The organism is Flavobacterium gyeonganense, assembly GCF_029625295.1.
Classification (GTDB): domain Bacteria; phylum Bacteroidota; class Bacteroidia; order Flavobacteriales; family Flavobacteriaceae; genus Flavobacterium; species Flavobacterium gyeonganense.
In genome coordinates this window covers 4081986-4098230 of the sequence record NZ_CP121112.1, presented here as the reverse complement: position 1 = coordinate 4098230, position 16245 = coordinate 4081986, and the positions used below count along the sequence as shown (strand labels likewise).

The following is a 16245-nucleotide window of genomic DNA, read 5'->3' as shown; positions in this document are numbered from 1 at the left end:
TTAAACCATAAAAGTGATTATAAGAAAATTTAAGTCAGCTTTGTCGGCAAATTTAAATGAACTTATAATCACTTATATGGTGAAAATATTTTAATTATATAATTTCAAGACTCTCTCAAAGTCAGATGAAGGCAATCCTGCTTTTTGAAAAAGTATAAAATCCTGTTTAGTTTTGTCTATCCAGCTTACACTATCAGTAACGTTTTGTGACTGGTATTTTTTATAAATCTGCTTTGCATCGCTGTAATTATCACTAACCAGATAAGCATGGGCCAAATTAAGTTTTACCAACAACTCAGTATCATCTAATTTTTCACCTTCTTTCAAAAACTTTATGGCTTTTGCATATTGTTTGGTCAAAATATAACTGTAACCAATTGAACTGTAATCCAAAGCTGTTGCTTTTCCTGCTCCTATGATTGTGTTAAGCTTCGAAATTGCTTCGTTGTATTTCTGAAGTTTAATGAGCGTATTTGCCTGAGTACGCAAATCATTATATACGTTTTTAGAAATTGAAGCATCATTATAACAGACATTTCCAAAATCTTTATAAATTTTAGTTTTTTCTATTGCAAGCAATTTTTGATACTCACTATAACGGTATTGCTTCATAATTTTATCCAGGATGCAAACACAAAAATCGTCTGAATTGGCCATTTTTTGAGCCATTGTAGAAGTTTTACAGAGACTGACTATTTCGTTTTTGTTATCGACATTCCAGCCACGGTTTAGTTTTGTATCTACCCATGGCACAACCTCTAAAACTATTTTTTGTTTCAGCAGCCAGTTTTTGCTTTCGAAACCAAACCAAATTGTAGTAGTGTTTGCATTGAGGCAGGAAGATTTATCAATTGATAAACGTTTGGCATCTTTACTTACCGGTTCTGTCTGAGCGTAACAGGCTTCGTTGGCTTTTCCGTTATCAATGTATTTTTTTGCATTTGAATCAGACGTAAAAAGTGCATAAGTGCATTTATCATCGCCCGATATTTTCGACATAAGTAATACTGCGCCTGCAGAGCCCTGCCCTATGCCGTAAGGATCAGGAATTGCTTTTAACACATTCACCAGACTGTTTGCCATTTGCTGATTTTCATCAAGAAGTGTGACCCTGTAAACAACTTCAGTAGTCCCAACAGGTAAATCCTCTGTTTTGATTGTTATCCGGTCACCTGCAGAGACTATTATTTCTTTTGTAGTGGCGCGTTCCTTGTCCCAATAGCCGTCTTTTTGCGCAAAAAGATTATGAAAAGAACCAATTAAAAACAAAACAACAATTTTCTTCAAATTCATTTTTTATGGATTACACGTTATAGCCCTGATGGGAACGGCATCCTTTTGTGGTGGGGTTCGCCACAAAAGATACAGTGGACAGCAGGAAATAGCTTCTAAAAATCAATTTCAATTTCAATGACAATGACAAAATTCAATATCAAGTTCAATTTCAAAAATCACTTAATGGTAAAATCAATTTCAATTTCAATGCCAAACTTTAATGCGTTCAACTAGCACGTCTTGATATTTTTTAAACCTGAAACATTTTCATCAATCCGGTTCGTTCATGATTTTTTCACGATATTTTTTACCAATTAATAACGTCAAGTTTTTCTTGTAGTCATCAACCAGCCATTCGCGATAATTTTTACTGCATTGGCTCAGACATTTTGAATAACGCTTAATGCGGCATTCGATATCATCATCAAGTTCTTTAGCCAATGCTTTTGCTTCCTGAAGTGTTTCGGTATTATCGACACACATTGCTGCATGCTGTTCCAGTGATTTATCTAATACAATCTTTGAACGTAAATTTTGCTTAATCGCTAATTTGTGCTCTTCATCAACATCAAATGTAACATCAGCCGTTTTACTGAATTTTGCACGCAATTCAGGCGGCATGCTGTATTTGAAAAACATTTCGATTTCGGTATCATCACGTAAGTTCTCTAAATAAAATTCCGGTGATTTAAAGATGTGCTGCCAGTTTACCGGCTCACTCCATAAACCAAAACGGGCTGCATTGTTACCCAGGTCAATTACTGTAAATTCATCTTTACCAGGCAATTTTCGGGATCCGCGTCCAATCATCTGGTAATATAATGTCAATGATTTTGTAGCTCTGTTCAAAATAATTGTTTCAACCGTAGGCTCATCAAACCCAGTTGTTAAGATTCCTACAGAAGTCAGGATAGCATCCGGAGTTTTTTTGAACCATGCTAATATTTCTTTTCGTTCTTCTGAACTGCTTGTATTGTCGAGATGTCTGATATCGTAACCTGCTTCCCTAAAAGTATCATACACATATAATGAAGTATGAATACCATTATTGAAAATTAAAGTCTTTTTACCTAAAGAGCGTTCAGTATAGGCATGCAGCAATTTTTCCTGCATCATGGTATTTGTATACAAATCATCAGAAGATTTTACCGTATAATCACCGTTGATACCTACCTTTAACGAAGTCAGACCTACATCATAACTGTATGTTGTAGCCCTGGCAAGGAATCCTTTATCTATTAATGAACTAATGGTATCACCCACAATAAGTTCATCATAGCTCTGGTGCATTGGTAACTTTATATTTGAACTCAATGGTGTAGCGGTTACTCCAAGAATAAAAGCATTTTTGAATGAGTTTAATAATTTTCTGAATGAATTATAATGTGCCTCATCGATAATCACCAAACCGATATTATCTAAGTGTAGTTTTTCGTCATTAATACGGTTTTTCAAAGTCTCAACCATCGCAACAAAACACGAGTAATCGTTTTGATCCGGCAATTCTTTTACCTTACTATTGATGATTTTATTAGAAACTCCAAAGCCTTTCAGCATTTTTGAAGTCTGCTTACAAAGCTCGATACGGTGTGTCAGAACGACTACCTTTTTGTTATTATGTGCTAAATAACGACGAACGATTTCGGAAAAGATCACTGTTTTTCCACCGCCTGTAGGCAATTGATATAATAAATGATGTTGGGGCGGAGCATTGTCTAAACGATCAAAAATGGCATCAATATCGCCCTTTTGGTAAGCGTAAAGTTCTTTTTTCTCTTCTCTTTCTATTTCTAAAGTATTTTGAGACATTGTATTTTTTTCGATTTTTGCAAAAGTACATCTAAAAAACAGTTATTCATTGTATTTTAACCTAAAATAAAATGTTTTTTTAAATAAGATTTTTTATGAGAAACGCATTTATAAGTCTATTTTCTCTAAAATAGCTTCAAATTCATATTTATTTTTCCACTTTTGTTGCATAGTTTCTTGTTGAATTGCAATAATTCTTGGTTTGAATTCACTTAAAACCCCATTAGAAATCACAAAATTTACCGCCTGTTCAAAAGAATTCAGCATGCTTTTATAGAATAATTCCTGTTTGATAAAGTTTCCTGAAGAATAAGTTTGGGCAATTTCGATATTATAAAGCATGACATCTGCAATCACAAATGGGTCAACTCCCAATGAAATAAAATGCTTAATGATTTTTTGAGCTACAGAGCGACGCATCTTGGCCTTAGGACGCCATTTTGCACCGGGCTTTTTGACTGGAAAGTATTCATGAGAGATTTTAGTCTTACTTTCCTGCAAAAGTTTGTCTTCTTTCGGATTAAAAACAAAATCATAAAAGACTTTTACAGGACTAAATTTCTCATAGAGCTCAATAATTTGCTCCTCCAGCTGTTCCTTATTTAGTCCCGTCAAATATTTTTTTAAATCACGTTTGCTCATACTCAAAGTTTAAGATTACAAAAGTAAATTACTTTTAGTACACATACTCCAATAATCATGGATAATACTTAATTTTGCGGTTATTAATTCAAAAAACAGATCATGCTTAAGATTTTTAAAGTTACTGCCATTTTAGAAGGAATCTCTTATTTAGTTTTATTCGCAAATATGCTTTTCATTAAAACAAATAATCCGGAACTGTATCACACCTTATTAAAGCCGTTGGGAATGAGTCACGGAATCTTATTTATAGGTTACATCTTATTGGCTTTTTTACTAAGAAAATCTCAAAAGTGGGACTTGAAAACATTTGGAATTATCCTGATTGCTTCTCTTATTCCCTTTGGAACGTTCTATGTTGAGAAAAAGTATTTAGAAAATAATGTATAAGTTTTTGGATAAAATATTCAACTTTTTATATCCACTTTTCAGGGATTGGGGAATGAGCCGCAACTTTGCGTCTTACATTAGCCTAATCTTTAATATTGCCATTATGCTGGCATTGGCGTATGCTATTTATTATGTTGCCAAATTTGTATTGGTTACACTTACTGCGATTTTTGCCCAGCGAACCAAAACCAAGTTTGACGACTATTTAATTAATAACAAAACCACCAAATATACCGCTTACTTAATTCCGTTTTTTTTTATTTACAAAGCCGTCCCCATCATTTTGGACCGGTATGAATATTGGGAACTGATGTTCGGAAAAATAGTAGGCGTTTATATTGTCCTGATCACCTTATGGATTGTCAGAACCATTTTTAATGCTTTACGTGATTATTTAAAAAACAAACCCGAATACAGCGACAAACCGATAGATAGTTTCGTTCAGGTAATTATGATCGTGCTTTGGATTTTTGGAATTGCCCTTATTGTTTCGACGATATTCGGAATGAAAAGAGGCGAATTACTGACTATCCTGGGAACACTTTCTGCAATTATTATCCTTATATTCAGAGATACAATCCTGGGATTTGTTTCCAGTGTTCAGGTATCCATTAACGATATGGTTCGGATTGGCGACTGGATTACAATGGATAAATTTGGTGCCGATGGCGATGTGATCGAAATTAACCTGACAACGGTAAAAGTCCGCAATTTTGATAATACCATCACTACTATTCCAACATATGCTTTAAGCTCAGATTCATTTCAGAACTGGCGCGGTATGCAAAACTCTGACGGAAGACGTATCAAGAGGCACATACTGATTAAAAGCAGCAGCATTCGTTTTTTGAATGATGAAGATTTGCATCATATGAAAAAAATACAATTGATCACCTCTTACATTGAATCAAGACAAGCTGAAATTGACAAATACAATGATTTACGCGGTATAGATAAATCCCTCAGTCTTAATGGTCGAAATATGACCAATTTAGGTTTGTTTAGAAAATATATTATACAATATCTTTTAGATCATCCCGGATTAAATAAAAATATGCATATTGTATGTCGGCAGCTGCAATCAACTGCACATGGTGTTCCGCTTGAAATTTATGTGTTTTCCAGCGACAAGCGCTGGGCCAATTACGAATATATAATGGCTGACATTTTTGACCACATTATGGCTTCAGTGATATATTTTGATCTGGAACTATTCGAACTGCCTTCTGCTATTGGATATTTAGATAAGTAATTTAGTTCAGGTTTTCAAAAATTGTAAAATCTGAATCCTGAACTATTTTTTTATCTCTTTAAAAACAAACTCAGAATCTTCATAATTAAGCGTTCCCGGCAAAAAACAGGGCAGGTTCATATAAGTTCCTATTACGCCATTTCCTAAAAACAGTTTGTTTTCTTTCTTTAATAAAGCAATTGGAATCCTTTTCCATCCTCCGCCGTTAGATATATAATGAAAATCACCTCTTAAAGTATCTCCTTTTATATCTCCCTTTACATCTCCTGAATCTTTACCAATTTGATAGTACGCTATTTCATAGCGGCCATAAAAACGTTTATCGCTCATATGAATTGCTAAAATCGCTGTGTCCTTATTATTTACAGCCCTGTAGACAAAATGATTGTACCTATCCTTTTCTTCTTTAGAATTACAGGAAATTAAAAAAGCAAATAATACTGAAGCCGTTATGAATTTTTTAAACATTTTAAGAGTTTTTTTACAATATAAAAATATTAAGTAAATAGAAGCTTAACCAAAAGTTACACGAACTTATTTTACTTATATGGTTGTATGTGTAATAATTTATAAACGATCTTTTACGAATTCTATTTTCGTTTTCCCATGTGGTTTTGGTTTTCCGTCCTCACCTAAATTAACCATTGTAGTATGATCAATTGTTATGATGATTTCGCGGGTCATCATGTTTCTTACAGCACATTTAAGCACCAAAGAAGTGGTTCCAAATTTTACCACATCGATTCCAATTTCTACAATATCTCCCTGTCTTGCCGAACTTTTAAAGTTAATTTCAGACATGTGTTTGGTCACTACTCTTGGGTTTTCTAATTGTACAATCGAATACAAAGCAAGCTCTTCATCGATCCAGGCTAATAACTGTCCTCCGAACAAAGTTCCGTTCGGATTTAAATCTTGGGGTTTAACCCATTTTCTGGTGTGGAATCTCATATTTTATTTTATTATGGGTAAAAATAGTTTTTTACTCCCATAATCGGATTATGTTTTTTTATTAATCCTTACGATTTCAATAATTCGAAAATTTGCTGCTGAATTATTTCAAAAATCATTTTTAAAACACCAAAAATTAAAGTCAACGAAATATTTTAATTTATGAACTTATTTTTTTAGAATTGTCAGTAATTAAATCCGGTGAAAGTATTTTTATAGAAGATATTTTTATAACTTTAAATAAAAACCATGGCAGAGAGAGACACTTTTTTAAAAGAATTCAGAGGCGAAACTTTAGGAACTATAAGCACTCAGTCATCACCTGATGAAATTTTTCAAAACCAAACCATTAGACCGATTTTAAAACTTCAGAATGATTTATTCATTGCTGTCTTCATCAACTATGTAAATAAAAACAAAGCTGATTTTTATTCTTATACTATCGAAAAGAAACTCCAGACCATAGAAAATTCTATCCAAAAAGATATCAAATTCAGAAATTCTTTAAAAGGAATTGTGATGGCACTTTTTACTATTGAAGAATATGACACTTATATCCAAAATTCATCAAGTTTAAACAAAAGAATGATGAATTTATTGATTGAAAGGTTAAAAAGTCAGGTGCAATTGTTTGAAAAGGAATCTAATTTTAAATAATTTTTAAATATACTTCCTCTAAGATCGCTTAAATTAAGACATCAAAAAAGGATTTGATAAATAATTATCAAACCCTTTTTCCTTATATAAATCCGTAATTTCAAATCTATTCTCCAGACAGCATCAACTCCCTGATATATTTAACCGGAGCACTTCCAAAACTTAAAAATTTCTCATGGAATTTTTTCAGGTTAAAATTTTCACCTTCTTTCTTTTTAAGCTCTTCCCTTAAATTGTAAATTTCTGTGTAACCTGTGAAATAAGAACATAATTGTACCTGAGATAACGTAACGCGTTTCCATTTTCCTTCTGCTTCTGCCTGTTGTTGGAAAGCTTCTTTAATAAGTAAATCCAAGGCAGCCTCTTTAGACATATTTTTGGTATGAACACTAATGTCCAAAATAGTATTACAAGTTGCTCTTAAATTCCATTTATAATACATCAGCCACATTTCATCAGAATTTTTATAACCGTTTTCCAGCATCATCTTTTCTGCATAAACAGCCCACCCTTCAATCATTGCGCCATTCCCAAGAATAGATTTAATAATACTTGGAGACTGATTGCTATAAACCAGCTGTGTATAATGCCCGGGAATTGCTTCATGAATATTTAAAATCTGTAAAATATAATCGTTGTATTCTCTTAAATAACTTTCAGCATTTTCGGCCGTCCAGCCAGACATACTGCCAACGTTATAATAGGTATTTCCGTTTTTGTCATAAGGACCCGGCGCAGAGATTGAAGCACCGGCAACTCCTGCCATATAAGCAGGCTCTTTACGAACAACCAATGGTTTTGACGGATCGATGTATAATAAATCTTTTTCTTTTACATAAGCTGTAAGTTCAGGAATCTGTTTTTCAATTTCAGACTGGAATTTTTCAGGTGTCGTATGTTTCAATGATATCTGATCAATAACCTGTTTGATTAAATCCAGCTTGTTGGCAGGTTTTGTCTGGCTTCCTTTGTATTTTGACCAAAGTTTATCAGCCAAAGCAAACATTTTATCATGCAGGTCTTTTTTGTGATCAACGGCGATTTTATAAATTTCATCTGTAGAATAACCGGACTGAATATCAAAACCAAACTTTTTAGCATACAAATCAGCTCCTAATCTAAAAGAACGTGGTGTTTTATTTGGCAGATTTTTTAGCCAGTCAGCATAATCTTTAATTGCTTTTACCGAAACTTTTGCTTTGTCCTGAATTTCTTTTTTCTCTGCAGGTGTCAGTTTACTTTTCGAAAGCGCATCATTTAAATCTGCTTCAAAAACAGAAGAACCTCCTATGTTTTGTGCGATTGCAAGTTCTGTATGTTCAACTGTTGGGTTTTTGATATTCTTTTTGGCTGCTTCATAATAAGCCGGAATAGCATTCATTTTTGTATTAAAAGAACGCAGTCGAACTTCAAGCGAATCATATTTACCATTTAAAATTTCTGCAAATGCACCACAGACATTATATTCGGATGGATTCCATTGTGAGGATTTTAATTCTTTAATACCGAAAATTACAGATTCCAAATGATTTTTTATCATGTGATAATCTGTTTTATTTTTATCGGATAAGTCTTCAATGTCATATTTCTTTAAAGAGTCTAATTGCACATTTGCAAAATCAAGCTGTACTTTGTCTGCCGCAGCATCAGGAACCACCAAAACGCTGTCTAATTTATGATAGCCGACAGCAGAAGCCCATCCTGGATTCATTTTCCACAAAGAGGTAACAAAACCATCTTTATATTTGTCAAATTTTTTATCTAAAGCATTGTCATCACCAGACTTCGTGCTTTTATTACAGGAAATAAACAATGTAAGCGTAAAAATTGAAACAAACAGTTTTTTCATATTTTAATGTATTTAAGTAATATTAATTTTAGATAATTTAAATCAGCTCCTTATTTTTTGGTTCTAATAAGCCAGCAAGTCCATAAGTTCTTTTTCAAAGCGCTCTTTTGGCAAAAACTGATCTTCCAGAGCCTTAGTAAACGGAATTGGAGAATCTAAGCTAGCAACTCTTTTTACCGGCCCGTCAAGATATTCAAAACACTGTTCCATGATCAAAGCGGATATATCGCTGGCAATTCCGCCAAACAAAGTATCTTCCTGATAAATAATCACTTTGCCCGTTTTTTTGACAGATGCAAAAATAGTTTCAGTATCCAAAGGCTGCAATGTTCTTAAATCAATCAAATCAGCCTCAATATCCGGATGTTTTTCTAATGTTTCCAGTGCCCAGTGAACCGTTGCACCAAAGGCAATAATGGTTATCTTTTCTCCTTCTTTTATCATTGCTGCTTTTCCTAATGGAATCGTATAATAATCATTTGGAACATCCTGATAGATGCTTCTGTATAAAAGTTTATGTTCAAAAAACAAAACCGGATTCGGATCGTTTATTGAGGTATTTAATAATCCTTTAGCATCATAAGGGAAGGCCGGGTAAACTACTTTTAATCCCGGAGTTTTGGTAAACCAGGCTTCATTTGTCTGTGAATGAAAAGGTCCTGCCTGAGTTCCTCCGCCACAAGGCATGCGTACTACAACATCGGCTTTTTCACCCCAGCGATAATGCGATTTGGCCAGTAAATTTACAATCGGATTAAAACCTGTTGAAACGAAATCTGCAAATTGCATTTCAACAATTGCTTTATAGCCGTTAATTGATAATCCCATTCCGGTTGAAACAACGGCGCTTTCACAAATTGGGGTATTTCGAACACGTGCTTTTCCAAAAAACTCAACAAAACCATCTGTTATTTTAAAAGCTCCTCCATATTCTGCTATATCCTGCCCCATCATAACGAGATTTTCATGCTTTTTCATAGACTGTTCCAGACTCGTTCTGATAGCATCTATAAAACGAATATTCTTAGATTCTGATGAATGAATCACTTCTTCATACTCATAAGGCTTATAAACATCTGCTAATTCACCTTCATAAGTCGGAACAATTTCCGGTTCCGCATGTGCTATAGCTAAATTTTCGTCGATTTCCTGCTTGATTTCATTATGAAGCTGTTCGTCGAATTCTGCTGTCAGGACACCACTTTCTGTTAAAAATCTTCGATAATTGGTAACCGGGTCTTTTTCACTCCACTCATCCCTCAATTCCTGAGGAACATATTTTGTACCGCTCGCCTCTTCATGCCCACGCATTCTAAAGGTTTTAAATTCCAATAAAACCGGACGGGGATTTTCCTGCATCTGCTCCTTAAGTTTTGAAAGTTTGTTATAAACTTCCAGAATATTATTTCCGTCAATAATATGGCTTTCCATACCATAACCCGTGCCCTTATCTGCCAGGTTTTCGCACATATACTGCTCATTTGTAGGTGTAGAAAGTCCGTAACCGTTGTTTTCAATAATAAACATTACAGGCAATTTCCAGACTGCAGCAATATTTAAGGCTTCATGAAAATCACCTTCGCTGGTTGCGCCTTCACCAGTAAAAACAGCAGTTATTTTTTTATTGTTTTGAAGTTTATTTGCCAAAGCAATCCCATCTGCAATACCTAATTGTGGCCCCAGATGCGAAATCATTCCGATAATTTTATATTCCTGGGTTCCAAAATGAAAACTGCGGTCCCTGCCTTTTGTAAAACCATTTGCTTTTCCCTGCCATTGCGAAAACAATCGGTACAAAGGAATATTTCTTGAAGTAAAAACCCCCAGATTTCTATGCATAGGCAATACATATTCTGACTCATCCAAAACAGCTGTAACACCTACTGCAATTGCTTCCTGTCCAATTCCTGAAAACCATTTTGATACTTTGCCCTGTCGGATCAGGATGAGCATTTTTTCTTCGATTAAACGTGGCTTGAGTATTTTTTTATATAAATCCAGTAATTGAGTGTCAGTCAGGTCTTGTCTGTAAAAGATCATTTTGTTTCGGTTTTAGCATTTCAAATATATTAAAATATAACAACTCAAATACTAATAGTGAAATAAATACTAAAAAATAAGCTGTTGCTCAACTATAATTGTAATAAGTAATTTTTAGCATAAAATTATTTAAGCAACAAAATAAGGAGATAAAATATCTTCAAAGTTATATAGTCCTTCTTCTTTATTTTTTAAATTTTCAGCAACAAATACAACCCCGCTGCCAAAAGCTTCACGGGAAATGCTTTCATGAATCAGCCTGACTGTCTGGAAAGGAAATCCAAAAACGACTTCGTGTTTCCCTACGATGCCACCGGCTCTTACCGAATTTATATCATTTTCCTCTAAATCAAGTGTTTCTGCAATTTTAAGGGCAGTCCCTGAAATGCCGTCTTTACCTTTAAAATGTTCTTCAATAATTTCGATATCAACCCAGGGCGCAATTTTCTTCAAAAATTTAGAAGCAAATAACAAATAATTTACCCCAAGCGTGATATTAGGACTCCAAAATACAGTAGTAATTTTTGAAAGCGACTTTAAAAAATCTTTTTCTTGTTTAGAATAATGAGAAATAGCAGATATAATTTTTACCTTTCTGATACTAGCTTCTTCTCCGTAACTATAAATTCCCATAGCTGAAGAAAAATCAATTATCATATCAACAGGTTCCTTATCCAGTAGTTCTGTTATCGAAGTACTTTCAATTGAATATATTTTACCTGTTTCTTCAGAATCAATTCCCAGATATTCCGCTGTAGTTCGATTCTCTAAAATATGACTTCTTTTCAAAACCCATTTAAGTGAAATTTTTTTATTTTGCAGCAAAACCGAAGCTACCGCTTTTCCGGTTTTCCCAAATCCGATTAGTCCTATTTTCATAATGTTCTTTTTTATAAAAATAGAATTTTCTATTTTAAAACCCATGTTTTTCAGAATTATTAACATGTTTTTAAAGCAAAACAAGTTCGAAATTAAAGTTTAATCAAAATTACCCTCTCCATCTTTATGTTAAATTATTACAGGAAAAATCTAATTTTATAGTATTTTTTAAAATTCAAATCTAAAATATTCTATACCTTTGTTATGAAGGCCTAAAACCTTTTTTTCTTAAAATAAAAATGTAAAGTATGCAAAACATTCCTAGTGTAGACTTACGTGATTTCCTTTCGGGCGACCCGGAACGTAAACAAAAATTTGTAAATGAAATCGGCAGTGCATTTGAAAACATTGGCTTCGTTGCCTTAAAAGGTCATTTTCTTGATGACCAGCTGGTAAACGAACTTTATGGCGAAATTCGAAAATTTTTCGCCTTGCCATTAGAAACCAAACACAATTATGAAATTCCCGGAATAGGCGGACAAAGAGGTTATGTTTCATTTGGAAAAGAACATGCTAAAGGACGAAAAGAGGGAGATTTAAAAGAGTTCTGGCATTTTGGCCAGTATGTTGACAAAGATTCGAAATGGGCTTCTGAATATCCAGACAACGTTGAGGTTAAGGAGTTGCCTCGTTTTAACGAAGTTGGTAAAGAAGCTTATCAAATGCTAGAAAAAACAGGTATTTATGTATTAAGGGCACTTGCCTTGCATTTAGGCCTTGATGAATTCTATTTTGATGAATATGCAAAAGAAGGAAACTCTATTTTAAGACCGATTCATTATCCTCCGATTACTTCTGAACCGGAGAATGCGATTCGTGCAGCTGCTCACGGCGATATAAATCTAATTACGCTTTTGATGGGAGCTCAGGGTAAAGGATTACAAGTTCAGAATCATAATGGGGAATGGATTGATGCCATTGCTGCAGATGATGAATTGGTAATCAACGTTGGAGACATGCTCTCAAGACATACAAACAACAAATTAAAATCGACTATACATCAGGTTGTAAATCCGCCAAGGGAATTATGGGGAACTTCACGTTATTCTATTCCGTTTTTTATGCATCCTGTGAGCGATATGCGTCTGGATTGTTTAGAAAACTGTATTGATGCTGAAAATCCTAAGAAATATGAAGATATTTCAGCAGGTGATTTTTTACATGAACGCTTAGTAGATTTAGGTTTAATAAAAAAATAAACTTATTAAATTCCAAATTTTATAAAATTCCAAATTCCAAAATTATTAAATTGGGATTTGGAATTTGATTTTTTAAATTTAAGCATTGGAATTTATTTTTTAAAACAAAACTTATGGACTTTAAAGATCAGTTAAAAAATTTATTTCCGGATCATATAGAATCCAATGAACCAGAAGAGGTTCAGGAACAAGAACATGTGCTTTATGTACAAAAGGAGCCTATGATCTGCAAATTCGAAAAACGAAAAGGAAAAGCAACAACCATCATCGAAGGTTACGAAGGATCTGATGAAGATTTTAAAATTCTGGCCAAAGAAATCAAGACAAAACTGAGCGTTGGCGGAACTTTTAAAGATGATTCTATTATCATTCAGGGAGATTACCGTGATAAAATTATGGCAATTTTAAAAGAAAAAGGCTTTAAAACAAAACGGGTTGGTGGATAAAAAATAGTTATTTGTTTAAAGTTTCATGTGCTCAACTTAAGCCGAAACCTGAAATAAAATCTTAGTAACTTAGCAACTTAAAAAAAATGATAAAGGCATCAGAATTAATACTCAACCCGGATGGAAGTGTTTATCACTTAAACCTTCGACCTGAACATATAGCCCACGATATAATTTTTGTGGGAGATCAGAACAGGGTTGAAAAAATTACCCAGTTTTTTGATTCGATTGAATATTCAACTCAAAAAAGAGAATTTAAAACCCAAACTGGAGTTTACAAAGGCAAAAGAATTACAGTCATGTCAACAGGAATTGGACCTGATAATATTGACATTGTACTAAATGAATTAGACGCCTTGGTTAACATCGATTTAGAAACACGTCTACCAAAAAAAGAACTAACCTCTCTAAATATAATCCGAATCGGGACTTCGGGTTCGTTACATGCAGATATACCTGTTGACAGCTTTGTAATATCTAAATTTGGATTAGGACTGGATAATATGCTTCGCTCTTATCTAATTGATAATGTTTCCCATAATGCGATTGAAGATGCTTTTATCCTGCATACCAACTGGGATATCAGAAAAGGAAAACCGTATGCAATTGCCTGCTCAGAAACATTAGAAAAAATTATTGAAAGTGAGAAAATTTTCAAAGGAATTACAGCTACTGCCGGAGGTTTTTATGGCCCCCAGGGGCGTATTCTGCGTTTAAATATTCAGGATGAGGAATTAAATAACAAAATGGATAATTTTGATTTTAATGATAACCGAATCACAAACCTGGAAATGGAAACTGCTGCTATTTACGGACTTTCAGCATTACTGGGACATAATGCTTTGTCATTAAATGCGATTATTGCGAATCGTGCTTCTGGAACTTTTAGTCAGGATCCTTATAAGGCAGTTGATGAACTGATTGCATATACTTTAGATAAATTAGCGGTAAAATAATTAGCCAATCTTAAAATTAGATAATTTATTATTTAAAAATTACAAAATTATGATGCTAAGAGTTGCAAGGCATACAAATAATTTAGAGACTATTGAAAATTTTTACGTCAATATTTTAGGTTTTGAAAGACTTGGCGGCTTCCAAAACCATAATAATTATGATGGTCTTTTTATTGGAAAACCTGATTTAGACTGGTATTTTGAATTCACACAATCTAAAACCAAAACTGATCATAAGTTTGATGAAGATGATATCATTGTACTTTATCCCAAAACAATTTTAAAATATAATACCTTAATAAAAAAGGTGGTAAATAACAATATTTCAATCATACCGGCCATAAATCCATATTGGAATGAAAATGGAAAAATGTTTATGGATCCCGACGGATATCGTATTGTAATATCGCCTTTAAAAGCCTTAAATTAATGTCTAAATAATGGAAGTAGAAACGCACAAAAAAATAGTATTCAGATATTACAGTGATTTGCTTGAAGATACAGTGGTTGAAACCATGTGGGCTGAAATTATTGATTTGGAAAAAGGAATTTTCAAACTAGATAATATTCCCTTTTTTGGGCCTTTAATTGCAACAGATGATATTTTCTTCGCTGAATTCGATGAAAATGAAGATGCGCTTGTTTACAGAAAGACTATAGAAAGTTTTGGAAATTCAATTCTCCAGGTTGTAATTTTAGAAAAAGGATTCGATAAAGAAATAATCCGTGAAGAACTAAAATCAGTTCATTGTGTTTCAGAAGGCTTAAATGAAACCTTATTTGCAGTTGAAGTCCCAAAAAATGTAGATTACGCAATTGTAAAGAACCTTTTGAGCCAATACGAATTACAGGAAATTATAGAATTTGCAGAACCATGCCTTTCTGAAAAACACAGAACAGATTTATTGAAAAATTAGATAGTGTGTCAAATTTGGTAATTAGATAATTTTTAAAATCTAAATACTTAAATAATCTAACATTCTAAAATTTATGAAGTCTAAAAATAATATGCCCAAACAACTTAACTTAAAACTTAATGAAAACAGTAAAAATTGTTGGTGTTCCTGAACACTTCAATTTGCCATGGCGGCTATGTATTGAAAATGGCGAATTTCAAACTGAAAATATAGATTTGCAATGGAAAAATATTCCTGAAGGTACTGGTAAAATGTGTCAGATGCTGCGTGATGGCAATACTGATATTGCTGTTATTTTGACAGAGGGCATTATAAAGGATATCGCAGCCGGAAATCCCAGTAAAATTGTTCAGATTTATGTGCAGTCACCTTTAATTTGGGGGATTCATGTTGCAGCTAACTCTGATTTTCATACTATAAAAGATCTTAAAAATAAAAAAGTGGCTATTTCACGTTTGGGTTCTGGATCTCAATTAATGGCATATGTTAATGCAAATGAACAGGGCTGGGAAACTGATAATTTAGAATTTGAAATCGTCAACACCATAGACGGTGCTGTAGAAGCTCTTACTAATGAAACTGCAGATTATTTCATGTGGGAACGTTTCATGACCAAACCTCTCGTTGATAAAGGTATTTTCAGACGCTTAGGTGATTGCCCTACTCCATGGCCTTCTTTTGTAATTGCTGCCCGTGATGAATTTTTGAAAAAAAATCCAAAAGTAATGGAGAAAATACTGGAAATCATTAATAATGCTACACGGGATTTTACCCAGATTCCGGATATTGACAAAACACTGGCAGATATTTTTGACCAAAGACTGGAAGATATTCAGGAATGGCTTAAACTGACACAATGGTCTCAGAAAAATTTAACCGAAAAAGCATTTGTAAAGATTCAAAATCAGTTATTTGATCTGGGAATTATTGATAAAAAAAGTACTTTTGTTGAAACCGTAAAAGCGATGTAAAAAACACTGCTT

At 33.5% G+C, this 16245-nt stretch carries 17 protein-coding genes; 9 read left to right on the top strand and 8 right to left on the bottom strand.

All coding sequences use genetic code 11. The annotated features are described in order from the left end of the window. Window positions 1-90: 90 nt before the first annotated feature. The 3 genes from P5P89_RS17780 to P5P89_RS17770 form a co-directional block, all read right to left on the bottom strand. Window positions 91-1293, bottom strand: a complete 1203-nt coding sequence (locus P5P89_RS17780) for a tetratricopeptide repeat protein (RefSeq protein WP_278009510.1) — start codon at window positions 1291-1293, stop codon at window positions 91-93. Between the two features lie 252 nt (window positions 1294-1545). After that, the gene (locus P5P89_RS17775) at window positions 1546-3084 is read right to left on the bottom strand and encodes a DEAD/DEAH box helicase (RefSeq protein WP_278009509.1); all 1539 of its coding nucleotides are present in this window, start codon (window positions 3082-3084) and stop codon (window positions 1546-1548) included. Window positions 3085-3192: 108 nt separating this feature from the next. Further along, window positions 3193-3726, bottom strand: coding sequence for a DUF6155 family protein (locus P5P89_RS17770; RefSeq protein ID WP_278009508.1), 534 nt, complete (start codon window positions 3724-3726; stop codon window positions 3193-3195). A 102-nt stretch (window positions 3727-3828) separates the two neighbouring features. Here P5P89_RS17770 and P5P89_RS17765 point away from each other — a divergent pair, with 102 nt between their 5' ends. Both P5P89_RS17765 and P5P89_RS17760 read left to right on the top strand, forming a co-directional pair. After that, window positions 3829-4116 (top strand): DUF3817 domain-containing protein, encoded by a 288-nt coding sequence (locus P5P89_RS17765; RefSeq protein WP_278009507.1) that lies wholly within the window; start codon window positions 3829-3831, stop codon window positions 4114-4116. Beyond that, window positions 4109-5368 carry a mechanosensitive ion channel family protein gene (locus P5P89_RS17760; RefSeq protein WP_278009506.1) on the top strand — a complete coding sequence of 420 codons (1260 nt, stop codon included), beginning with the start codon at window positions 4109-4111 and terminating at the stop codon, window positions 5366-5368. Before P5P89_RS17765 ends, P5P89_RS17760 begins: the two co-directional genes overlap by 8 nt. Window positions 5369-5410: 42 nt before the next feature. On the opposite strand, the gene P5P89_RS17755 is transcribed toward P5P89_RS17760, so the two are convergent. Then, window positions 5411-5836, bottom strand: a complete 426-nt coding sequence (locus P5P89_RS17755) for a hypothetical protein (RefSeq protein WP_278009505.1) — start codon at window positions 5834-5836, stop codon at window positions 5411-5413. Between the two features lie 99 nt (window positions 5837-5935). Further along, complete coding sequence (locus P5P89_RS17750) at window positions 5936-6319, bottom strand: acyl-CoA thioesterase (protein ID WP_025571465.1); 384 nt, start codon at window positions 6317-6319, stop codon at window positions 5936-5938. A gap of 249 nt (window positions 6320-6568) precedes the next feature. On the opposite strand from P5P89_RS17750, the gene P5P89_RS17745 reads away from it, so the two are divergent. Then, window positions 6569-6976, top strand: a complete 408-nt coding sequence (locus P5P89_RS17745; protein WP_278009504.1) for a glyoxalase — start codon at window positions 6569-6571, stop codon at window positions 6974-6976. A 106-nt stretch (window positions 6977-7082) separates the two neighbouring features. On the opposite strand, the gene P5P89_RS17740 is transcribed toward P5P89_RS17745, so the two are convergent. From P5P89_RS17740 to P5P89_RS17730, 3 genes are all read right to left on the bottom strand, one after another. After that, window positions 7083-8825 carry a DUF885 domain-containing protein gene (locus P5P89_RS17740; RefSeq protein WP_278009503.1) on the bottom strand — a complete coding sequence of 581 codons (1743 nt, stop codon included), beginning with the start codon at window positions 8823-8825 and terminating at the stop codon, window positions 7083-7085. 63 nt (window positions 8826-8888) lie between these two features. Continuing rightward, window positions 8889-10865 carry an alpha-ketoacid dehydrogenase subunit alpha/beta gene (locus P5P89_RS17735; protein ID WP_278009502.1) on the bottom strand — a complete coding sequence of 659 codons (1977 nt, stop codon included), beginning with the start codon at window positions 10863-10865 and terminating at the stop codon, window positions 8889-8891. Window positions 10866-10994: 129 nt separating this feature from the next. After that, a complete protein-coding gene (locus P5P89_RS17730; protein ID WP_278009501.1) occupies window positions 10995-11744 on the bottom strand; it encodes a 4-hydroxy-tetrahydrodipicolinate reductase in 750 nt (249 codons plus the stop codon). 248 nt (window positions 11745-11992) lie between these two features. On the opposite strand from P5P89_RS17730, the gene P5P89_RS17725 reads away from it, so the two are divergent. The 6 genes from P5P89_RS17725 (at window position 11993) to P5P89_RS17700 (ending at window position 16233) form a co-directional block, all read left to right on the top strand. Further along, window positions 11993-12943, top strand: coding sequence for an isopenicillin N synthase family dioxygenase (locus P5P89_RS17725; protein ID WP_278009500.1), 951 nt, complete (start codon window positions 11993-11995; stop codon window positions 12941-12943). Between the two features lie 113 nt (window positions 12944-13056). After that, the gene (locus P5P89_RS17720; RefSeq protein ID WP_223680674.1) at window positions 13057-13389 is read left to right on the top strand and encodes a translation initiation factor; all 333 of its coding nucleotides are present in this window, start codon (window positions 13057-13059) and stop codon (window positions 13387-13389) included. Between the two features lie 86 nt (window positions 13390-13475). Further along, entirely contained in the window at window positions 13476-14345 is an 870-nt protein-coding gene (locus P5P89_RS17715; protein ID WP_278009499.1) for a nucleoside phosphorylase, read from the top strand. Between the two features lie 49 nt (window positions 14346-14394). After that, window positions 14395-14775 carry a VOC family protein gene (locus tag P5P89_RS17710; protein WP_278009498.1) on the top strand — a complete coding sequence of 127 codons (381 nt, stop codon included), beginning with the start codon at window positions 14395-14397 and terminating at the stop codon, window positions 14773-14775. Between the two features lie 10 nt (window positions 14776-14785). Then, window positions 14786-15262 carry a DUF4265 domain-containing protein gene (locus P5P89_RS17705; protein WP_269235438.1) on the top strand — a complete coding sequence of 159 codons (477 nt, stop codon included), beginning with the start codon at window positions 14786-14788 and terminating at the stop codon, window positions 15260-15262. Window positions 15263-15381: 119 nt separating this feature from the next. Next, window positions 15382-16233 (top strand): substrate-binding domain-containing protein, encoded by an 852-nt coding sequence (locus tag P5P89_RS17700; RefSeq protein ID WP_278009497.1) that lies wholly within the window; start codon window positions 15382-15384, stop codon window positions 16231-16233. The last annotated feature ends 12 nt before the right edge of the window (window positions 16234-16245 follow it).

Excerpts from the sequence above, each read along its gene's own strand:
- P5P89_RS17780 (WP_278009510.1), bottom strand. The coding sequence starts at position 1,293 with ATGAATTTGAAGAAAATTGTTGTTTTGTTTTTAATTGGTTCTTTTCAT.
- P5P89_RS17775 (WP_278009509.1), bottom strand. The coding sequence starts at position 3,084 with ATGTCTCAAAATACTTTAGAAATAGAAAGAGAAGAGAAAAAAGAACTT.
- P5P89_RS17770 (WP_278009508.1), bottom strand. The coding sequence starts at position 3,726 with ATGAGCAAACGTGATTTAAAAAAATATTTGACGGGACTAAATAAGGAA.
- P5P89_RS17765 (WP_278009507.1), top strand. The coding sequence starts at position 3,829 with ATGCTTAAGATTTTTAAAGTTACTGCCATTTTAGAAGGAATCTCTTAT.
- P5P89_RS17760 (WP_278009506.1), top strand. The coding sequence starts at position 4,109 with ATGTATAAGTTTTTGGATAAAATATTCAACTTTTTATATCCACTTTTC.
- P5P89_RS17755 (WP_278009505.1), bottom strand. The coding sequence starts at position 5,836 with ATGTTTAAAAAATTCATAACGGCTTCAGTATTATTTGCTTTTTTAATT.
- P5P89_RS17750 (WP_025571465.1), bottom strand. The coding sequence starts at position 6,319 with ATGAGATTCCACACCAGAAAATGGGTTAAACCCCAAGATTTAAATCCG.
- P5P89_RS17745 (WP_278009504.1), top strand. The coding sequence starts at position 6,569 with ATGGCAGAGAGAGACACTTTTTTAAAAGAATTCAGAGGCGAAACTTTA.
- P5P89_RS17740 (WP_278009503.1), bottom strand. The coding sequence starts at position 8,825 with ATGAAAAAACTGTTTGTTTCAATTTTTACGCTTACATTGTTTATTTCC.
- P5P89_RS17735 (WP_278009502.1), bottom strand. The coding sequence starts at position 10,865 with ATGATCTTTTACAGACAAGACCTGACTGACACTCAATTACTGGATTTA.
- P5P89_RS17730 (WP_278009501.1), bottom strand. The coding sequence starts at position 11,744 with ATGAAAATAGGACTAATCGGATTTGGGAAAACCGGAAAAGCGGTAGCT.
- P5P89_RS17725 (WP_278009500.1), top strand. The coding sequence starts at position 11,993 with ATGCAAAACATTCCTAGTGTAGACTTACGTGATTTCCTTTCGGGCGAC.
- P5P89_RS17720 (WP_223680674.1), top strand. The coding sequence starts at position 13,057 with ATGGACTTTAAAGATCAGTTAAAAAATTTATTTCCGGATCATATAGAA.
- P5P89_RS17715 (WP_278009499.1), top strand. The coding sequence starts at position 13,476 with ATGATAAAGGCATCAGAATTAATACTCAACCCGGATGGAAGTGTTTAT.
- P5P89_RS17710 (WP_278009498.1), top strand. The coding sequence starts at position 14,395 with ATGATGCTAAGAGTTGCAAGGCATACAAATAATTTAGAGACTATTGAA.
- P5P89_RS17705 (WP_269235438.1), top strand. The coding sequence starts at position 14,786 with ATGGAAGTAGAAACGCACAAAAAAATAGTATTCAGATATTACAGTGAT.
- P5P89_RS17700 (WP_278009497.1), top strand. The coding sequence starts at position 15,382 with ATGAAAACAGTAAAAATTGTTGGTGTTCCTGAACACTTCAATTTGCCA.